At 74.2% G+C, this 16,256-nt stretch carries 15 protein-coding genes; 1 reads left to right on the top strand and 14 read right to left on the bottom strand.

What is annotated here, in order from left to right; genetic code table 11:
• Positions 1-102 precede the first annotated feature (102 nt).
• The 5 genes from ABZ497_RS20190 to ABZ497_RS20170 form a co-directional block, all read right to left on the bottom strand.
• Positions 103-672: an SRPBCC domain-containing protein gene (locus ABZ497_RS20190; RefSeq protein WP_359807043.1), complete on the bottom strand. Its 570-nt coding sequence runs from the start codon at positions 670-672 to the stop codon at positions 103-105.
• A 110-nt stretch (positions 673-782) separates the two neighbouring features.
• The gene (locus ABZ497_RS20185) at positions 783-1,475 is read right to left on the bottom strand and encodes an alpha/beta hydrolase (protein WP_359807041.1); all 693 of its coding nucleotides are present in this window, start codon (positions 1,473-1,475) and stop codon (positions 783-785) included.
• Between the two features lie 111 nt (positions 1,476-1,586).
• The gene (locus ABZ497_RS20180; protein WP_329491280.1) at positions 1,587-2,030 is read right to left on the bottom strand and encodes a type II 3-dehydroquinate dehydratase; all 444 of its coding nucleotides are present in this window, start codon (positions 2,028-2,030) and stop codon (positions 1,587-1,589) included.
• A complete protein-coding gene (locus ABZ497_RS20175) occupies positions 2,027-3,394 on the bottom strand; it encodes a cation:proton antiporter (protein WP_359807038.1) in 1,368 nt (455 codons plus the stop codon). The genes ABZ497_RS20180 and ABZ497_RS20175 overlap by 4 nt, the downstream gene beginning before the upstream one ends.
• Positions 3,395-3,417: 23 nt before the next feature.
• The gene (locus ABZ497_RS20170) at positions 3,418-4,197 is read right to left on the bottom strand and encodes an alpha/beta fold hydrolase (protein WP_329491278.1); all 780 of its coding nucleotides are present in this window, start codon (positions 4,195-4,197) and stop codon (positions 3,418-3,420) included.
• Between the two features lie 362 nt (positions 4,198-4,559).
• Between ABZ497_RS20170 and ABZ497_RS20165 the strand changes: the two genes are divergently transcribed.
• Positions 4,560-6,221: a bifunctional 3-(3-hydroxy-phenyl)propionate/3-hydroxycinnamic acid hydroxylase gene (locus tag ABZ497_RS20165; RefSeq protein WP_359807035.1), complete on the top strand. Its 1,662-nt coding sequence runs from the start codon at positions 4,560-4,562 to the stop codon at positions 6,219-6,221.
• Positions 6,222-6,272: 51 nt separating this feature from the next.
• Here the strand turns inward: ABZ497_RS20165 and ABZ497_RS20160 are convergent, their stop codons facing one another.
• The 9 genes from ABZ497_RS20160 to ABZ497_RS20120 form a co-directional block, all read right to left on the bottom strand.
• On the bottom strand, positions 6,273-7,220 hold the full coding sequence (locus ABZ497_RS20160; protein WP_359807033.1) for an ROK family protein: 948 nt from the start codon (positions 7,218-7,220) through the stop codon (positions 6,273-6,275).
• A gap of 25 nt (positions 7,221-7,245) precedes the next feature.
• Positions 7,246-7,941: an HAD-IA family hydrolase gene (locus tag ABZ497_RS20155; protein WP_359807031.1), complete on the bottom strand. Its 696-nt coding sequence runs from the start codon at positions 7,939-7,941 to the stop codon at positions 7,246-7,248.
• Positions 7,938-9,041 carry a Gfo/Idh/MocA family oxidoreductase gene (locus ABZ497_RS20150; protein ID WP_329491274.1) on the bottom strand — a complete coding sequence of 368 codons (1,104 nt, stop codon included), beginning with the start codon at positions 9,039-9,041 and terminating at the stop codon, positions 7,938-7,940. The genes ABZ497_RS20155 and ABZ497_RS20150 overlap by 4 nt, the downstream gene beginning before the upstream one ends.
• Positions 9,038-10,198 carry a 3-amino-5-hydroxybenzoate synthase gene (gene rifK / locus ABZ497_RS20145; RefSeq protein ID WP_352294548.1) on the bottom strand — a complete coding sequence of 387 codons (1,161 nt, stop codon included), beginning with the start codon at positions 10,196-10,198 and terminating at the stop codon, positions 9,038-9,040. Before rifK ends, ABZ497_RS20150 begins: the two co-directional genes overlap by 4 nt.
• A 205-nt stretch (positions 10,199-10,403) precedes the next feature.
• Entirely contained in the window at positions 10,404-11,231 is an 828-nt protein-coding gene (locus ABZ497_RS20140; protein WP_359807028.1) for a shikimate dehydrogenase, read from the bottom strand.
• Positions 11,228-12,664, bottom strand: a complete 1,437-nt coding sequence (locus tag ABZ497_RS20135; RefSeq protein ID WP_359807025.1) for a 3-deoxy-7-phosphoheptulonate synthase class II — start codon at positions 12,662-12,664, stop codon at positions 11,228-11,230. The genes ABZ497_RS20140 and ABZ497_RS20135 overlap by 4 nt, the downstream gene beginning before the upstream one ends.
• Positions 12,661-13,737, bottom strand: a complete 1,077-nt coding sequence (locus ABZ497_RS20130) for a 3-dehydroquinate synthase family protein (protein ID WP_359807022.1) — start codon at positions 13,735-13,737, stop codon at positions 12,661-12,663. Before ABZ497_RS20130 ends, ABZ497_RS20135 begins: the two co-directional genes overlap by 4 nt.
• A gap of 161 nt (positions 13,738-13,898) precedes the next feature.
• A complete protein-coding gene (locus tag ABZ497_RS20125; protein WP_359807019.1) occupies positions 13,899-15,245 on the bottom strand; it encodes an NAD(P)/FAD-dependent oxidoreductase in 1,347 nt (448 codons plus the stop codon).
• Between the two features lie 101 nt (positions 15,246-15,346).
• Entirely contained in the window at positions 15,347-16,222 is an 876-nt protein-coding gene (locus ABZ497_RS20120) for an arylamine N-acetyltransferase (protein ID WP_359807017.1), read from the bottom strand.
• Positions 16,223-16,256 lie beyond the last annotated feature (34 nt).

The raw sequence follows: 16,256 nt of genomic DNA, 5'->3' as shown, positions 1-16,256 counted from the left end.
GGCTGCCACCCGAGGTCCCGGCGCGGCCGGGGGCCCGGGCGGCCCCCTCGACAGGGGGGCCGCCCGTGCCGGCTGCGCCTCTCGCGAGAAACTGATGAAAAGTCAGGACTCTTCGGGGCGGATCTTCGCCAGGCCCCGGTAGCGCTCCGGGTCGACCACGGCGGACAGTCCGTTGAGCATCAGCCGGGTGCCGCCCTGGAGGTGGGCGGTGTCCTGGGTGCCGTCCCCGCTCAGCACCAGGTACGCGTACTGCTCGGTCCAGTCGAGCCGGGATCCGGCGCCCTGGGCGGCGAGTTCGAGCGTCACCAGGGAGACCCAGCGGCGCAGGCCGTCCACGTGGGCCTCGTACACGTAGACGATGCGCTCGCCGGGCACGATGTCGTGGAACCGGGAGCGGTATTCGAGCCGCTCCTCGATGTCCCCGGAGACGAACAGGTTGGTCGCCACCTCGCTGCCGCCGACCCGGAAGTCCAGCGCGTGGGTGGCGTGCTTCGAGGAGCCGGGGAGGCGGAACCAGCGGGTGCGCAGCACGGGCTCGGCGAAGGCCGCGAAGACCTGCTCCGGCGGCGCCGAGAAGCCGACCTGCAGAGTGAAGGAACCGTGGACGACCTGCGGTTTCCCGTCGGTCGGAGAAGTGCCCTCATGTGCGTGATCAAGGCGGCCAGAGCTCACGCGGCGACACTACCACGCAGGCCGATCACCGTTCGGCCGCTCGGCCGGCGACCGTGTCGCGTCGCCGGCCGAACAAGCTGATTGGACGTCAACTTCCGTTGCCCATAGGGTCAGATCCAGCCTTCGAGGGAGGCCAGGAAGCCGTCCAGGTCGTCCCGGTGGATGCAGTGGCCGGTGTCCGGCACGTACCGCACCTCGAACCCGCTCGCGCGCAGGGTCTCGGCCAGCTCGTCCGGGACGAGGTGGTGGTCGCCGGCGCCCTGGACCAGCGAGGGCACGACCGGGCGGTCCGGTACGTAGCTGTGCGAGCTCTCCAGCCAGTCGACGGCCCGGACGTCCCAGCGCGCGTACCCGGCGAGCTCGGCCTCGATGTCCTCGGGCTGCCAGCGCGGGAACATCGGACGGATGGCCTCGGCGGTCGCCACCTTGGTGAACTGGGCGAACTCGCGGATCTCCGCGACCGCCTTCTCGGTGAAACGCCAGGCGGGGTCGCTGTAGACCACCTTGGCCGGGCGCAGCCCCTCCACCGCCAGCGAGAGCACCGAGGCGCCGAAGGAGTGGCCGATCGCGAGGTCGGCGCCGGCCGGCAGCGACTCCACCAGGTCGGCGGCGAGCAGCTCCGGCGAGTAGGAGTCGGCCTGCGGGCTCTCGCCGTGGCCGCGCAGGTCCGGCATGATCACCCGGTAGCCGCGGTCGGCCAGCCGGGGCGCCACCCGGCTCCAGGTATCCGACGACGAGATGATGCTGTGGACGAGCAGGGCGACCTTGTCGCCGTCGCCGACTTCGTGGAGCTTGAGCCTCATGGGCCGGGTCTTCCTCTCAACGCGTGGTCCGGACGGTCCGGAGGTGTCTGACGGCCCGGCGGTGTCCGGCGGCCGTACGCGGCGGGCCGGCCGCGGCGACCCGGCGGGTCGTCAGCGGTCGGCGGCGGTCAGGTGCACCAGGGCGCGGGCCGCCAGGCGGTAGCCGAAGGCGCCGAGCCCGACCACCACACCGCCGGCCAGCGGGGCGATCACCGACTCGTGCCGGAACTGCTCGCGCGCCCAGACGTTGCTCAGGTGCACCTCGACCCAGGGCTGCGGATAGCTCGCCAGCGCGTCGCGCAGGCTCCACCCGGCGATCATCAGCGCGCCTGGGTTGACCACCGCGCCGACGCTGCTGAGCCGGTGCTCGTGGATGGCCCGGACGAGGTCGCCCTCGGAGTCGTGCTGGATCGAGCGGACCTCCCAGCCCACGCCGCTCACCTCCTCGGCGACGGCCTTCTCGATGTCGGCCAGCGTGTCGGTGCCGTAGATCTCCGGCTCGCGCTGGCCGAGGATCCCGAGGTTGGGGCCGTTCAGGAGAAGCATCGTGGTCATGAGTCACCTCGCTGGTCGGAGACGCGGATCGCGCCGGGTGCCCGGTCGGGGGTCTGTACCGGGTCGGTGTGCTGGTCGCCCAGGCCGAGTTCGGCCCCGGCCACCTCCTCGGCGCGGGTCATCGCGTACCGCAGGATGGGCGGTGCCATCAGCGAGGTCACGATCGCGACGAGGATGATGATGGTGTACGTCTCGGTGTTCAGGACGCCGAGCCGCAGGCCGGTCATCGCGACGATCACCTCGACGACGCCGCGGGAGTTCATCCCGGCGCCCAGCGCCAGCGCCTCCCAGCGGTTGAGCCGGCTGAGCCTGGCCCCGATGAAGGCCCCCACGAACTTGCCGAAGATCGCCACGGCGAGTACCGCGACCGCGACGCCCAGGACGATCGGGCGGCCCAGCGCGGTGAGGTCCATCCGCAGGCCGGCGGTGGCGAAGAAGAGCGGGGCCAGGAAGGCCAGCACCGTGGTCCGCAGCGGCTCCAGCTTCGCCGGGTCCAGCTCGCCGCTGGTGCCGATCAGCACACCGCAGACGAAGGCGCCGAAGATGGCCTCCAGGTGCATCGCCTGCGTCGCCGCCGCGCTGAACAGCACCAGCACCACGGCGGTGGCGATCGTCGGCATCGGGCCCTCCGACCGGCCGGCCGCGCGCAGGGCCCGGCCGACCAGCGGGCGGCCGACCACCAGGGCGAAGACCACCACGCCGATCGGGTACAGCACCGCGGTGGTGACCACCCCGGCGGTCAGCCCGGCGGTGGCCATCGCCGAGACGACGGAGAGCAGGAACCAGCCCACCACGTCGTCGACCACGCCCGCGGCCAGGATGAGCTGGCCGATGTCGCGGTGCAGCAGCTTCATGTCCAGCAGGGTCTTGGCGATCACCGGGATCGCCGTGACGCACATCGCCACGCCGAGGAAGAGCGCGAAGACGGCCGGGTCCGCGCCGCTCGGCAGGAAGGACCGCGGCAGCAGGTAGCCGGTGCCGATCCCGAGGCCCAGCGGCAGCAGCAGGCCGGCGATGCTGACCCGGGCCGCGGTCAGCCCGCGCCGGCGGACCAGGGCGAACTTCAGCTCCGCGCCGGTGACCCCGACGAGCAGCAGCACGCCGAGCTGCCCGACGGCGTCCAGCAGGTGCAGCTGGTCCGGCTTCTGCGGCAGCAGCCAGTCGGAGAAGCCCGGCAGCAGCGGTTCGAGGACCGAGGGCCCGAGCAGGACGCCCGCGCACAGCTCACCGGCCACCGCGGGCAGGTTGAAGCGCTGGGCCAGCCGGCCGAGGACGAGTGCCAGGAGGAGCAGCACGGCGACCTGGAGGAGGAACACCAGGAGCGAGTGCTGGCCGATCGTCGGCACGGGTGCGGCGGTTCGCATGTCGACCCATTCCAGGAGGTGGTTCAGCGGTTGGTTGCGGCGTCCTGCCCGGTGAGTCTCCGGGCCAGCAGCTCGATCACCTCGGCGCTCCGGTCGGCGAGGAAGAAGTGTCCGCCGGGGAGGACCTCCAGCTCGGTCGCCCCGGTGGTGTGCTCCTCCCAGGCCCGCGCCTCGTCGATCGACACCCGCGGGTCGCTGTCGCCGGCGAGCACCGTCAGCGGGCAGTCCAGCCGCTGGTCGGGGTCGTGCCGGTAGCGCTCGATGGCGGTGTAGTCGCTGCGGATGGCCGGCAGGATCATCGCCAGGTTCTCCGGATCGGCCAGCATGAGCTGGCTGGTACCGCTCAGCGCCTTGAGCTCGGCCACCACGTCGGCGTCCGAGCCGGTGTGGACGTTCTCGTCGCGGTAGCGGGACGGCGCCCGCCGGCCGGAGGCGAACAGCCGTACCGGCGCCGGGAGTCCGGCCCGCCGCAGGCGCAGGGCCACCTCGTACGCGAGCACCGCGCCCATGCTGTGGCCGAACAGCGCCAGCGGCTTGTCGTCCAGGTGGCGCACCGCCGCGAAGATCTCGTCCGCGAACTCGGGGATGTTGTCGATGCCCGGCTCCTGGTGGCGCATCTGACGGCCCGGGTACTGGATCGCCAGCACCTCGATCCCCTTCGGGGCGAGCACCCGCGACACCGGGAAGAAGAAGCTCGCGGACCCGCCGGCGTAGGGCAGGCAGACGAGCCGCACGGTGCTCGTCGGCACCGGGTGGAAGACACTGACCCACTTCTCGTAGTGGGCGGTCGTCGCTTGGGCCATGCCGGATCTTCCCTTCGGGCAACGGTCCGTGGCGCGGCCGCGGGCCCACGCCGGAAGGCGGTGGCGGGCGGACTGCGCACGGGTCCCCGGATTCTTCGGGACGTCCGCACAGTAGGCCGGTCAAGACCGGTCGTGGTATCCCCCGATCTGATAGCCCGGGGCGGACGTTGACGCTTCACGCGGGTCGCGGTAGTAGTCTTCCGATGTTCCTGCCAGGGCTGTCGCGCCCCGTTGTCGCGCGCAGCCGCCGCGGCGTCCGAGCAGCGCGCCTTCGCACTCCTCCGCCGCGTTCCCGCCGCCGTGCCCACCCGCCGTGCACCGGTCCGCACCGGTCCGCCGCCTCCCTGCGATGAGGGGTCCCTATGCCCAAGGTGTCACCGCACGAGCCCCCGACCGGCCCGACGGACACGGACGTGGTCGTCGTCGGCAACGGGCCGGTCGGGGCCGCGCTCGCCGTCCTGCTCGCCCAGCACGGCTGGCGGACGACCGTGCTGGAACGCCGCCGGCGCCCGTACACACTGCCCCGGGCGACCAGCTTCGACGGGGAGACCGCCCGGCTGCTCGCCGCCTGCGGGATCGGCCCGGACCTCGGCGGGATCACCGAACCGGCCTCCGGCTACCAGTGGCGGACGGCGGCCGGCGAGACCCTGCTGGACATCGAGTTCCGGACCCCGGGCCCGTACGGCTGGCCGGATGCCAACACCATGCACCAGCCCGCCCTGGAGCAACTGCTGGCCGCCCGGACCGCGCGGCTGCCCGGGGTCACCGTGGAGCGCGGCCGGCAGGTCGTCGGGATCGCCGACCACGGCGACCGGGTCCTGGTGACGGCCGAGGACGAGGACGGCGCGGCGCGGACGGTCTCGGCCCGCTGGGTAGTGGGCTGCGACGGCGCCAACAGCTTCGTCCGGGACCACCTCGACGTCCCCGTCACCGACCTCGGCTTCTCCTACGAGTGGCTGCTGTGCGACGTCGAACTGCGCGAGCCGCGGGCGTTCGTACCGACCAACCTGCAGATCTGCGACCCGGCCCGGCCCACCACGCTGGTGGGCAGCGGCCCCGGGCACCGGCGCTGGGAGTTCATGCGGCTGCCGGGCGAGCGGGCCGCCGAGCTGAACCGCGAGGAGACGGCCTGGCGGCTGCTCGCCCCGTTCGGGGTCACGCCGGACACCGCCACCCTGCTGCGCAGCACCACCTACATGTTCCAGGCCCGGTGGGCCGACCGCTGGCGGGCGGGCCGGGTGCTGCTGGCCGGTGACGCGGCCCATCTGATGCCGCCGTTCGCCGGGCAGGGCATGTGCTCGGGCATCCGGGACGTGGTCAACCTGTCGTGGAAGCTGGACCTCGTGCTGCGCGGTCTCGCCGACGAGGCGGTGCTGGACACCTACACCGGGGAACGCCGGGCGCAGGTCAGGGAGTCGATCCTGGCCTCGGTCCAGCTGGGCCGGGTGATCTGCGTGACCGACCCGGCCGCCGCCGCCGAGCGGGACGCCACGGTGCTGGCCAACCGGCACGGCCGGGGTCCGACCCGGCCGGAGCCGGCGAAGCCCCTCACCGAGGGCCTGCTGTACGGCGGCGGGGGCGACGGACCGCTCAGGCCGGCCGGCGAGGTCGTGCCGCAGGGGGTGGTCGACGGGCCCGGCGGCCGCGGCCTGTTCGACGAGGTGGTCGGGCGCGGCTTCGTGCTGCTGCTCGCGCCCGGGGCGGACGCCCGGCTCGGCGCGGAGCGGCTCTCCTTCCTGGCCGGGCTGCGGGCGCACGTGGTGCGGCTGCTGCCGGCCGGCCGGACCCGGGACGGGCAGGGGGACGGCGGCGCCGGGGCGTCCGGCGAGGTCCGGGTGGTGGACACGGACGGCGTCTACGAGGCCTACCTGGCGCGGTACGGGGCGAGCGCGCTGCTGGTCCGCCCGGACTACCACGTGTTCGGCGCGGCCGGCGAGCCGGCGGGCGCGGCCGCGCTGGTGGACGGGCTGCGGGCCGGGCTGACGGCCGCCGTACCGGCGGGCGCGGCGGGCCACGGGGGCTGACGCGGCGACGGCCCGCCCGGACCGGCTGGTCCGGGCGGGCCGTCCCGCGCCCTACTGTCCGCGGGCCAGCAGCACGGCGCCGCGCAGCGAGGAGAGCCCGCCCAGCCGGGCCGGGGCGACCGGCAGCGGGGCCAGGCCCGGCCGGGCGAGCGCGGCGAGGTGCTCGGCCGTCCGGTCGACGAGTTCGGGGATCCCGGCCGCGAAGCCGCCGCCGAGCACGGCGAGCCGGGGGTGGAGCAGCTCCGCCACACCCACGGCGGCGGCGGCCAGGGCGCGGCCGGTCCGGTCGAGTGCCGTGACGGCCCAGGACTGCCCGGCCCGCAGCCCCGCCCGCAGCTCGTCGAAGGTGACGGGCGCGCCGCGCAGCCGCTCGGCGCGGGCCAGGGTGGCGGGGCCGGAGGCGGTCGCCTGGAGGCACCCCCGGCGGCCGCAGACGCAGACCGGGCCGTCCAGTTCGACGACCAGGTGGCCGAGTTCGAAGGAGCCGTGCGCCGGGCCCGGGCAGAGCCGGCCGCCGAGCACGAGGCCGCCGCCGATGCCGGTGCCGACGCCCAGGTAGAGGAGGTCGGCGCAGGCCGCCGCCTCGGCCTCGGCGAGGGCCGCGAGGTCCCCGTCGTCCGCCCAGACGACGGCCGCCCCGGGGAACAGCGTCCGCAGCGCCGGGCCCAGGGGCAGACCGGTCCACTCCGGCCGGCTGGGCCAGGCGGTGACCCGCTCGTCCGGGCCGACGGTGGCGGGCATCGCGACACCGACGGCCCGGAAGGGCGCGCCCGACCGGGCCGCCAGCGTGCCGACGTGCTCGGCGAGCCGGGCCAGGTCGTGATCGGCGTCGCGGCCCGGGCCCCAGGCGAAGGAGGTCTCCTCGGCCCGGCCCGTCGCCGACTCCGCCCGCAGGGCGACCTTGGTGCCGCCGACGTCGATGCCGAGGTAGCGCGGCGCCTCCTCGGCGTCCGCCGCGCCGCCGGGACCCGGTGCCGGTCCGTTCTCGCCGGTCCGCATGGTGTGCCGCCTCCGCGCGGTCGGGTCAGCGCTCGCTGAGGGCCGGGCAGAGGGCGAGCAGCTCGACCGGGCGGCGCAGCACCACGTCGGGGCCGGCCGCGAGCAGCTCGGCCTCGTCCGGACCGGCCCAGAGGGCGGCGGCGGAGGCGACCCCGGCGCCGCGGGCGCTGGCCAGGTCGGTCGGCGCGTCACCGATCATGATGGCCTGGTCGGCGGGTACGTCCAGCAGTTCCAGCGCGCGCAGCACGATGTCGGGGGCGGGCTTGGGCCGGGCCACCTCGTCGGAGCCGATCACGTGGGCGAAGTACGGGAGCAGGCCCAGGCCGTCGAGCAGGGAGCGGGCCCGGTCGCCGGCCTTGCCGGTGGCCACGGCCATCCGCAGGCCCCGGTCACGGAGCTCCTGGAGCAGTTCGGGGATGCCGTCGAAGACCTGCACCTGGTGCGCGAGCCGGTAGCTCTCGCGGACGAAGGGCGCCTCCATCTCCAGCGGCAGGCCCATGATCCGCATGATGTCGGGGAAGTAGCGGCCCTGGTGGCGCTGGTACTCCTCGAAGGGCGCCGGGCCGCCGCCGACGATCTCGGCGTAGGCGATGGAGAACGCCTGGCCCATCACGGCGAAACTGTCGACGATGACCCCGTCCAGGTCGAAGACGACCGCCTGCCGGGGGTTCGCTGGTCTGTCCGTGGTCGTGGCGGACCCGGGTGCCGATGTGGCGGTCATGAGGTCCTCACCTCCTCGTGGGCGGCTGCGGGACGGGCGGATCGCGCCCGGCCGGCAACGCGGGCCGACTCGTAGAAACTCTCGATGAGCTGGACCGTGCCACGCGCCTGCGCGATGGCCCGGCCGCGATGGGCGGGGTCGGCCAGCAGTGCCCCGAGGCCGTCCAGTTGGCGCCGGTACTCGGCCCCGATCGGCTCCGCCGGCACGGCGATCCGACGGGTGGTGCCCTCCCGGGTCAGGGTCAGGACCGGCTCGGGCTGCCGGTTGGGGCTGAAGCCGAAGGTGCAGCGCAGTTCCGCGCTGCCGGCGCTGCCCTCGACCACGATCCGGGAGACGTCCAGGGCCTCGTGGGAGGCCCAACTGGCCCGCAGCGAAACGGAGATGCCGTCCTCGCGGACCAGGAAGCCGCGGGCGGTGTCCTCCACGTCGCCGGTGAGCGCGTCGGCGGGCCGGTCCTGGCGCCAGGCGGCGGACCAGGCGCCGACGTTGACGAAGTCGTCGGAGGTCGCGCCGACCACCTGGGCGAACTCGGCCGGCCCGACCAGGGCGGCCAGCGCGTCCAGCAGGTGCCAGCCGAGGTCGACCAGCACCCCGCCGCCGGCCGTGCTGCGCCGGGTGAACCAGCCGCCGGCCTTCGGGACGCCGCGGGCCCGCACCCACGACAGGTCGACGTGCCGCACCCGCCCCAGGTCGGGGACGAGCGCGGCCAGTTCGCGGACGTCGGCGCGGTGCCGGGCGGCGCTGCCGGCCAGCAGCATGCCGCCGTCGAGCTCGGCCCGCGCCAGGTCGTCCGCCTCGGCGGAGGTCAGGCAGACCGGCTTCTCCAGGAAGACCGCGAGGCCGCGCCGCAGCAGCGCCGCGGCCACCTCGGCATGCAGGTGGTTGGGCACGGCGACGACGGCGACGTCGACGTCCTCGGGGTGGAGCGCGTCCACCGCCGCGTGGGCGGGGATGCCCGTCGCCTCGCCGACCGCCGCCCGCAGGGCCGGGTCGGGGTCGACGACGGCGACCACGTCGAAGTCCTCGTGCGTCCTGAGCCGCGAGAGCCAGAGCTCCCGGCCGGCCCAGCCGAGCCCGACGACGGCGGCGCGATGCCTCACAGGGCTGCCACTGCGTCGGCGACGATCGCGGCGGTGGCGTGCAGGGCCTCCTCGGAGGCGAGCAGGACGCGGTGGTGCAGCCAGACGCAGTCCCGGCTGATGGCCTCGGTGTTGGGGCAGCGCTCGGCGACCGCCTCCGGGGTCTCGTCGGGGGCGGCGGTCTCCCAGAACGCGTCGGTGCGGTAGATCGCGCGGAACGCGGCGAAGGCCGGCAGGCCGGCGTCGACCAGGCGGTCGACGAGCTCGTTGCGGCCCTCCTCGGAGATGCCGGGGATCCGGAACATCGCCATGTAGTGCGAGTTGCGGTCGGCCCGCGGGTCGCTGCCCTGGGGGACGACGCCGTCGATCGCGCCGAGCAGGCCGGACAGCAGGTTCCAGCGCTCCTCGCGCAGGTCGGTCTGGGCGTCGAGGCGGCGCAGCTGGGCGCGGAGCACGGACGCCGAGAACTCGTTGAGCCGCATGTTGGTGCCGGCGATCTGGTGGAAGTACCGGCGGTCGGTGCGCGGCCGGCCGCAGCTGTGCCGCAGGAACGCGGCCTCGTACAGCTCCGACTCGGGGAACAGCAGGGCGCCGCCCTCGCCGGCGGTCATCAGCTTGCCGTTCTGGAAGCTGAAGGCGGCCACCGAGCCGAGCTCGCCGACCCGCTTGCCCTGCCAGCGCGCGCCGTGCGCGTGCGCGGCGTCCTGGAGCAGCGGGACGCCGGTGGACTCGGAGAGCTTGCCGAGGGCGTCCATGTCCGCGATGAGCCCGGCCATGTGCACGGGCATGATCACCCGGGTGCGCGGGGTGATCGCGGCGGCCACGGCCGCCACGTCGATGTTGTAGGTCACCGGGTCGACGTCGACGGGGACGGCGACCGCGCCGAGCCGCTGGGCGGCCTGGGAGGAGGAGATGAAGGTGAAGCCCGGCACGATGACCTCGGTGCCGGGGCCGGCGCCCAGACACTGCAGCGCCAGCTCCAGCGCGTGCGTGCCGTTGGTGACCGCCAGGGCGTGCGGTGCGCCGTGGTGGTCGGCGAACTCGCGCTCGAAGGAGTTCACCTCGTCCCCGCCCATGCGCCACCACTGGCCCTGCTCCAGAGCGCGTATCAGGCCGCTCCGCTCGTCGTCGTCGTACTGCGGCCAGGAGGGGAATTCCGGTGCCGGTCGCGCGTTCATGTCTCTCCAAATCTCCGCTACGAACTGGTCTCCGCTTTTGGACGGCCTGGCGGGATTGAGCGGGCGGGGCGCGTGGCCGACGGAAGAGCGGAACAATGGCCCCTGGGATTTCACGCAAGGTATTGCGGCCTCACAGTAGGCGCCGCCCTCGGCGGCCCGCATCCCTCGTTCTGGTAGTCGTCGGCCCCGACCTGCCGATCACCCGTCAGCGCAGCCCGAAGAATGCGCGGTACTCGTCCACCTGACCGTTCAGCATGTGGATTCCGTGGTGGACGTCGAGCCCCAGGGCGGCCGCCAGCCGCAGCAGCGGCGTCTCCCTCGGTTGCATGATGATGTCCGCCACCACGGCGCCGGGCGCGAGGGCGTCCGGCCGGAACGGCAGCGGGTCGCCCGGGCGCAGGCCCAGCGGGCTGGCGTTCACCGCGATGTCGCTGTCGTGCAGGGGCGGTTCGGCCGAGGCCCGGACCCGGCCGGGCCAGTGCTCGGCCAGCCGTGCGACGAGCGCGGCCAGCCGGGGCCCGTCCGGGTCGGTGACGGCGAGCCGCTCCGCGCCCGCGGCGAGCACGGCGGCCGCGATGGCGCTGCCCGCCCCGCCGGCGCCGGCCAGCGCGACCCGGCGGCCGCGGACGTCGTGGCCGGCCCGCGCCAGGCCCGCGACGAAGCCGGAGCCGTCGAAGTTCTCGGCGAGCCAGCCGCCGTCGGGTTCGCGGCGCAGCACGTTGGCGGTGCCGGTGATCTCCACGGTGCGGCTGCGCCGGTCGGCGAGGCCGGCGGCGGCCGCCTTGTGCGGCACGGTGACGAACAGGCCGTCCAGGTTGCCGATGTGCTGCAGGCCGCGGACCACCGTGGCCAGGTCCCCCGGCCGGGCGTGCACCGGGACGAGCACCGCGTCGATGCCGAGCCGGGCGAACAGCGGGTTCAGCAGCCCGGGTGACTGCACCTGGGCGACCGGGTCGCCGAGGACGGCGTACAGCCGGGTGGCCCCGCCGATCGGCGGGCCGGGCGGGACGGCGTGCTGCGGGGCGTCGGTCATCGTGGCCTCCCGGGGCGGGGTACGGTGCCCTGTGCGACCGTCTCCGCGAACATCTCCGCGACGGTGAAGGCGAGTTCCATCGACTGCTCGGCGTTCAGGCGCGGATCGCAGGCGGTCCGGTAGTTGCCGGGCAGCTCGTGCTCGGCGATCCCCCGGGCGCCGCCGAGGCACTCGGTGACGTCCTCCCCGGTCGCCTCCAGGTGGAGGCCGCCGGGGTGGGTGCCGAGCGCGCGGTGGACGTCGAGGAAGCCGGCGATCTCCTCGACGACGTGGTCGTAGTGGCGGGTCTTGTACCCGTTGTCCGCGGTGCGGGAGTTGCCGTGCATCGGGTCGCACTGCCAGACCACCTGGTGGCCGGAGGCGGTGACCTTCTCGACGATCTGCGGGAGGACCTCGCGGACCCGCGCGTGCCCCATCCGGCTGATCAGCGTCAGCCGCCCGGGGGTGGCGTGCGGGTCGAGCCGGCGCACGTACTCGACCGCCTGCTCGGGGGTCGTGCCCGGGCCGATCTTCACGCCGATCGGGTTGGCCAGCAGCTCCGCGAAGGCGATGTGCGCGTCCTCGGGCCCGCGGGTGCGCTCGCCGATCCAGAGGAAGTGCGCCAGTCCGCTGGAGTACAGCGGCTCCGGCCCGTCCTCCGTCACCCGGAGCAGGGCACTCTCGTAGTCCAGCAGCAGGGCCTCGTGGCTGACGTAGACCTCGCTCCCGGGCGCCGTCCCACCGCCGGCTCCCGGGCCGGCCGGGAGGCCCAGGCCGCGGCCGATCTCCTCGGCCGCCGGCGCGTACCGGTGGCCCCCGGGCGCGTCGCGGACGAAGCGGAGGTTCTCGGCGTGCAGCGCGTGCGGGTCGCCCAGGCCGTCCCGGTGGAGCCGCCGGGCGATGGCCACCGTCCGCGAGGCCTCGGCGTGGGCGAGCAGCATCCGCTCCGGGTCCGGGGTGCGGGCGGCGGGCGTGGGTTCGACGCCGTTGACGATGTCGCCCCGGTAGACCGGCAGGCCGTGGGCGTCGACCTGGTGGGAGCGCGGCTTGGCGTACTGGCCGGCGGCCCGGGCGACCGGCACCACCGGCAGTCCGGTGGTGTGGGCGAGCACCAGGGCCATCCGCTGCAGCAGGCCGAGGTTGGCGCGCAGGTGCGGCTCGGTGTTGTCGGCGAAGGTCTCCGCGCAGTCGCCGCCCTGGAGCAGGAAGGCCTCGCCCCGGGCGACGGCCGCCAGCCGCTCGGCGAGCCGGGCGGTCTCGGCGGGCGTGACGATCGGGGCGGCGGCGCGCAGCCGGGCGACGACCTCCTGCGCGCGGGCCCGGTCCGGCCAGCCGGGCTGCTGCGCGGCGGGCCTGGCCAGCGCGGCGGCGAGGCGGTCGGCGAGCAGCCGTTCCGCCGCGCCGGTCCGCGCGGCCGGCGGGCCGCCGGGCGGCCGCCGTGGTGAGTACCTCATGACACCGCCGCCCCCGTCCCGGCGGGCCCGTCGGCACCGTGCCCGACGAGCCGGGCGAGCGGCCGGCGCGGCATCCGCGCCAGGGCCTCCAGGACGGCCCGCTCGGGCACGTCGTGGACCAGTTCCGCGCCCGCCGGGCCGTCCAGGACGAAGGCCAGCCCGCTGAGGGCCTTCTTGTCCCGCCGCATCAGCTCGACCAGTTCGCCCGGCCGCACGCCCTCGGGCAGCGCGCCGGGCAGGCCGTAGGAGGCGACGACCGCCCGGTGCTCGTCCACCCGGGCGGGGTCGATCCGGTCCAGGACGCCCGCGAGCAGGCCCGCGAAGACGGTGCCGACGGCGACCGCCTCGCCGTGGCGCAGCGCGAAGTCGGTGGCCACCTCCAGGGCGTGGCCCAGGGTGTGGCCGTAGTTGAGCAGGTGCCGAAGTCCGGTGTCGCGTTCGTCGGCCGAGACGATGCCGGCCTTGAGCGTCACGCTGGCGGCGATCCGGTCCGCCAGGGCCAGCGGGCGCAGGTCGCCGGCGCCGATGAAGTGGCACCGGGCGATCTCGCCGAGGCCGTTGAGCATCTCGCGGTGCGGCAGCGTCGCCAGGTAGTCGGTGTCGCAGAGCACCGCGGCGGGCTGCCAGTAAGCGCCCACCAGGTTCTTGCCGGACGGCAGGTTGACCGCCGTCTTGCCGCCGACGCTGGCGTCCACCTGGGCCAGCAGCGTGGTCGGCAGGTGCACGACGGGCACCCCGCGGTGGTAGAGGGCCGCCGCCAGGCCGACCACGTCGGTGGTGGTGCCGCCGCCGCAGGAGACCACGGCGTCGGAGCGGGTCAGCCCGAACCGCACGAACTCCGCGCAGAGCGCCTCGACGGTGGCGAGGTTCTTGTCCGGCTCGCCGTCCCGGGCGGGCAGCAGCAGGGTCTCGACACCGGTGTCGGGCACCCACTGGGCGGGGCGCGCCGACACCACCGCCACCCGCCGGGCACCGAGCCCCCGGATCACCTCGGCCAGCGAGGAGCGCACTCCCGGGCCGATGAGCACGTCGTACGAACGGTCGCCGATGCGCACCGGAACTTGTTCTCTCACGCCGCTTCAACCTGTCCTGTAGAACGTCGAACGCCGACTCTTCGGTGGTGCGCCCGCGGTGGGGCCCCTGCTCCGGTGCCACCCGGGCCCGGACCCGCGCCCGGGGCCCCGGCGGCGGTCGGCCGCCGGGATCCCGGGCGTGCGCAGGACGTGCCCGGCCGTTACTGGCCGGTGGTCACCCGCAGGATGCGGGCCTCGGCCCGCTCCTTGCGGTCGTGCTCGTCGAGCTGCGGGTAGGACGGGCACCCGAAGACCCGCTGGAACGGCGCGAAGGTGTCCCACTCCGGGCGCCGGCGCATCTCCTGGGCGACGGCGTTGTGCTCGCTCCAGAAGTCGCCGCCGATCAGCCGGATCAGGTAGCGCTCCAGCGCGTCGCGGGAGGTGGTCCGGCCGGCGTCGGCGGCCACCGAGACCAGCTCGCCGTCGTAGAAGGCGTGGATCAGCCGGATGTAGGTGTCGTACCCGGTCTTGAAGTAGTTCGAGTACTCGTCGATCAGCGCGTCGGCGTCCGCCGGGGACTTCAGCGCCGCGTCGAGGGTCTCGGCGGCGCGGGTGGCGGTGGCGGTCGCGACCAGCACGCCGCCGGAGAACATCGGGTCACCGAAGCAGCCCGCGTCGCCGACCATCACCCAGCCGGGGCCGGTGACGGTGTCCGCGTGGTAGCAGTAGTCGGTCTCGATCTTGAGGTCCATGCTCGGCCGGGTGCCGGTGAGCCGCGCGGTGATCCGCGGCACCCGGTTCAGGTGCTCGTCGAACGCCGCCTCCGGCGAGCCCGCCGCCCGGAAGGTGTCACGCGGCATCACGGTGCCGACGCTGATGACCTCCTTGGAGATCGGGATCGCCCACACCCAGCCGTCGTTGTGCGCGCCGACCTGGATGTCGCCCTCGGCCCCGAGGTTGTGCTTCTCGTCGAGGCCCTCGTAGTGCCGGAACACCCCGACCATCCGGAGCTTCTCCAGCGTCTTGCGGAGCCCGAACTTGTTGGCGATCCGCCCGGACCGGCCGCTGGCGTCGATCACGTAGGTCGCCCGGACCTCGTGCTCCTCGCCGTCCTTCTCGTAGCTGACGCCGACCATCCGGTCGCCCTCCATCAGCAGTTCCTTGACGCCGGCGCCCAGGTGGACCTCGGCGCCCGCCTTGGCCGCCTCCTCGACGAGCATCGCGTCGAACCGGGCCCGCTCGACCTGGAAGGCGCGGTCGAAGCGCCCCTCGCCCTGCTTGCTGAAGTCCGCGCGGAAGACGCCCGAGAAGAACTTCTTCTCCGTCGGGTCGATGAATTCGCCACCGAACTTCGGGACGTATCCGCGGGATTCCAGCGCCTCGCGCAGGCCGATCCGGTCGAAAAGCCCCATCATGTAGGGCAGCAGGGACTCACCGATGTGGAAGCGCGGAAACTCGTCGCGCTCCAGGAGCACCACGGAATGACCCTGCTTGGCCAGGACAAAGGCGCTGACCGCGCCGGCCGGGCCGCCGCCGATGACAACCACATCGGCCGAGTTCTTCGCCATTGGATTCCCTTCCAGAATTGTCGTACATCGTCTGCGAATGGTGCTGCCGGGAGTGCTCCCGCCGGTGTTCCCGCAGGTGCTCCCGGCGGTGTTCCCGCCGGTCAGGGGAGGTCCCCGGACACGATCGTGCCGACGAGCACGCGGTGCTCGTCGTCGTCGACGACGGTGCGCACCCGCTCCCGTCCGTCCCGGACCGTCAGGTGCCGGCGGCCCTTCAGGACGGCCTGGCCGTCCTCGAACGCCCGGCCGTAGAGGACACCCTGCATGTCCCCCTCGGGGGGCGGCGCCGGGTTCTCCCGGGCGCGGTCCTCCAGTTCCTTCCAGTCGCTCCACCGCCGGGGCAGCAGCTTGAAGGTGTAGACCACGCTCCAGCGGGTCACCCGCCCCCGGCGCTGCAGCGCCGTCTCGCCGTCGCCCCGGTCCACCAGCCGGTACTGGCAGCCGTACTGGGTCTGCACCGCGTCGGTGACGAGCAGCGGTTCGAGGTAGGACGGCCCCGGGTAGCCCACGTCGACCAGCCACTCGGCGCCGTCCAGCGCCACCCGGACGAACATGTGCTCGATCTCGGTGCCGAAGTTCTCCCTGCCCTCGGCGGTACTGGCCGCCATCAGGGAGACCTCGTAGCCGAGGGTGCCGAGCAGCCGGAAGAACAGCCGGTTCAGCTGGAAGCAGGTACCGCCCCGTCCCTCGACGACGGCCGTCTCGAACACGGCGTCCTCGTCGAGGTCGACGAGGTTGATGCCGTCGGTGAAGTCCTGGGCGGCGATGTTGTACGGGATCGCCATGAGATGCCGCTTGTGCAGGGTGCGCAGCGTCTCGATGTCCACGCGCGTCTGCCCGGCGCAACCGATGCGCCGGAGGTAGGCGTCCGCGTCGAACACGTCGTCATCTCCTCTCTTGTCCGCGAGCCGGATCAGGGCCGCTCGTTCGGGGCCGTTCAGTGGGGCGTTCGTCGGGTCGTTCGTCGAGTCGTTCATCGGGCCGTTCATCGGGGTCGTTCATCGGCTTGTC

Source organism: Kitasatospora sp. NPDC005751 (assembly GCF_040630835.1).
GTDB lineage: Bacteria > Actinomycetota > Actinomycetes > Streptomycetales > Streptomycetaceae > Kitasatospora.
The sequence above is the reverse complement of the archived record's forward strand: the minus strand, read 5'-3'. Positions and strand labels throughout refer to the sequence as shown.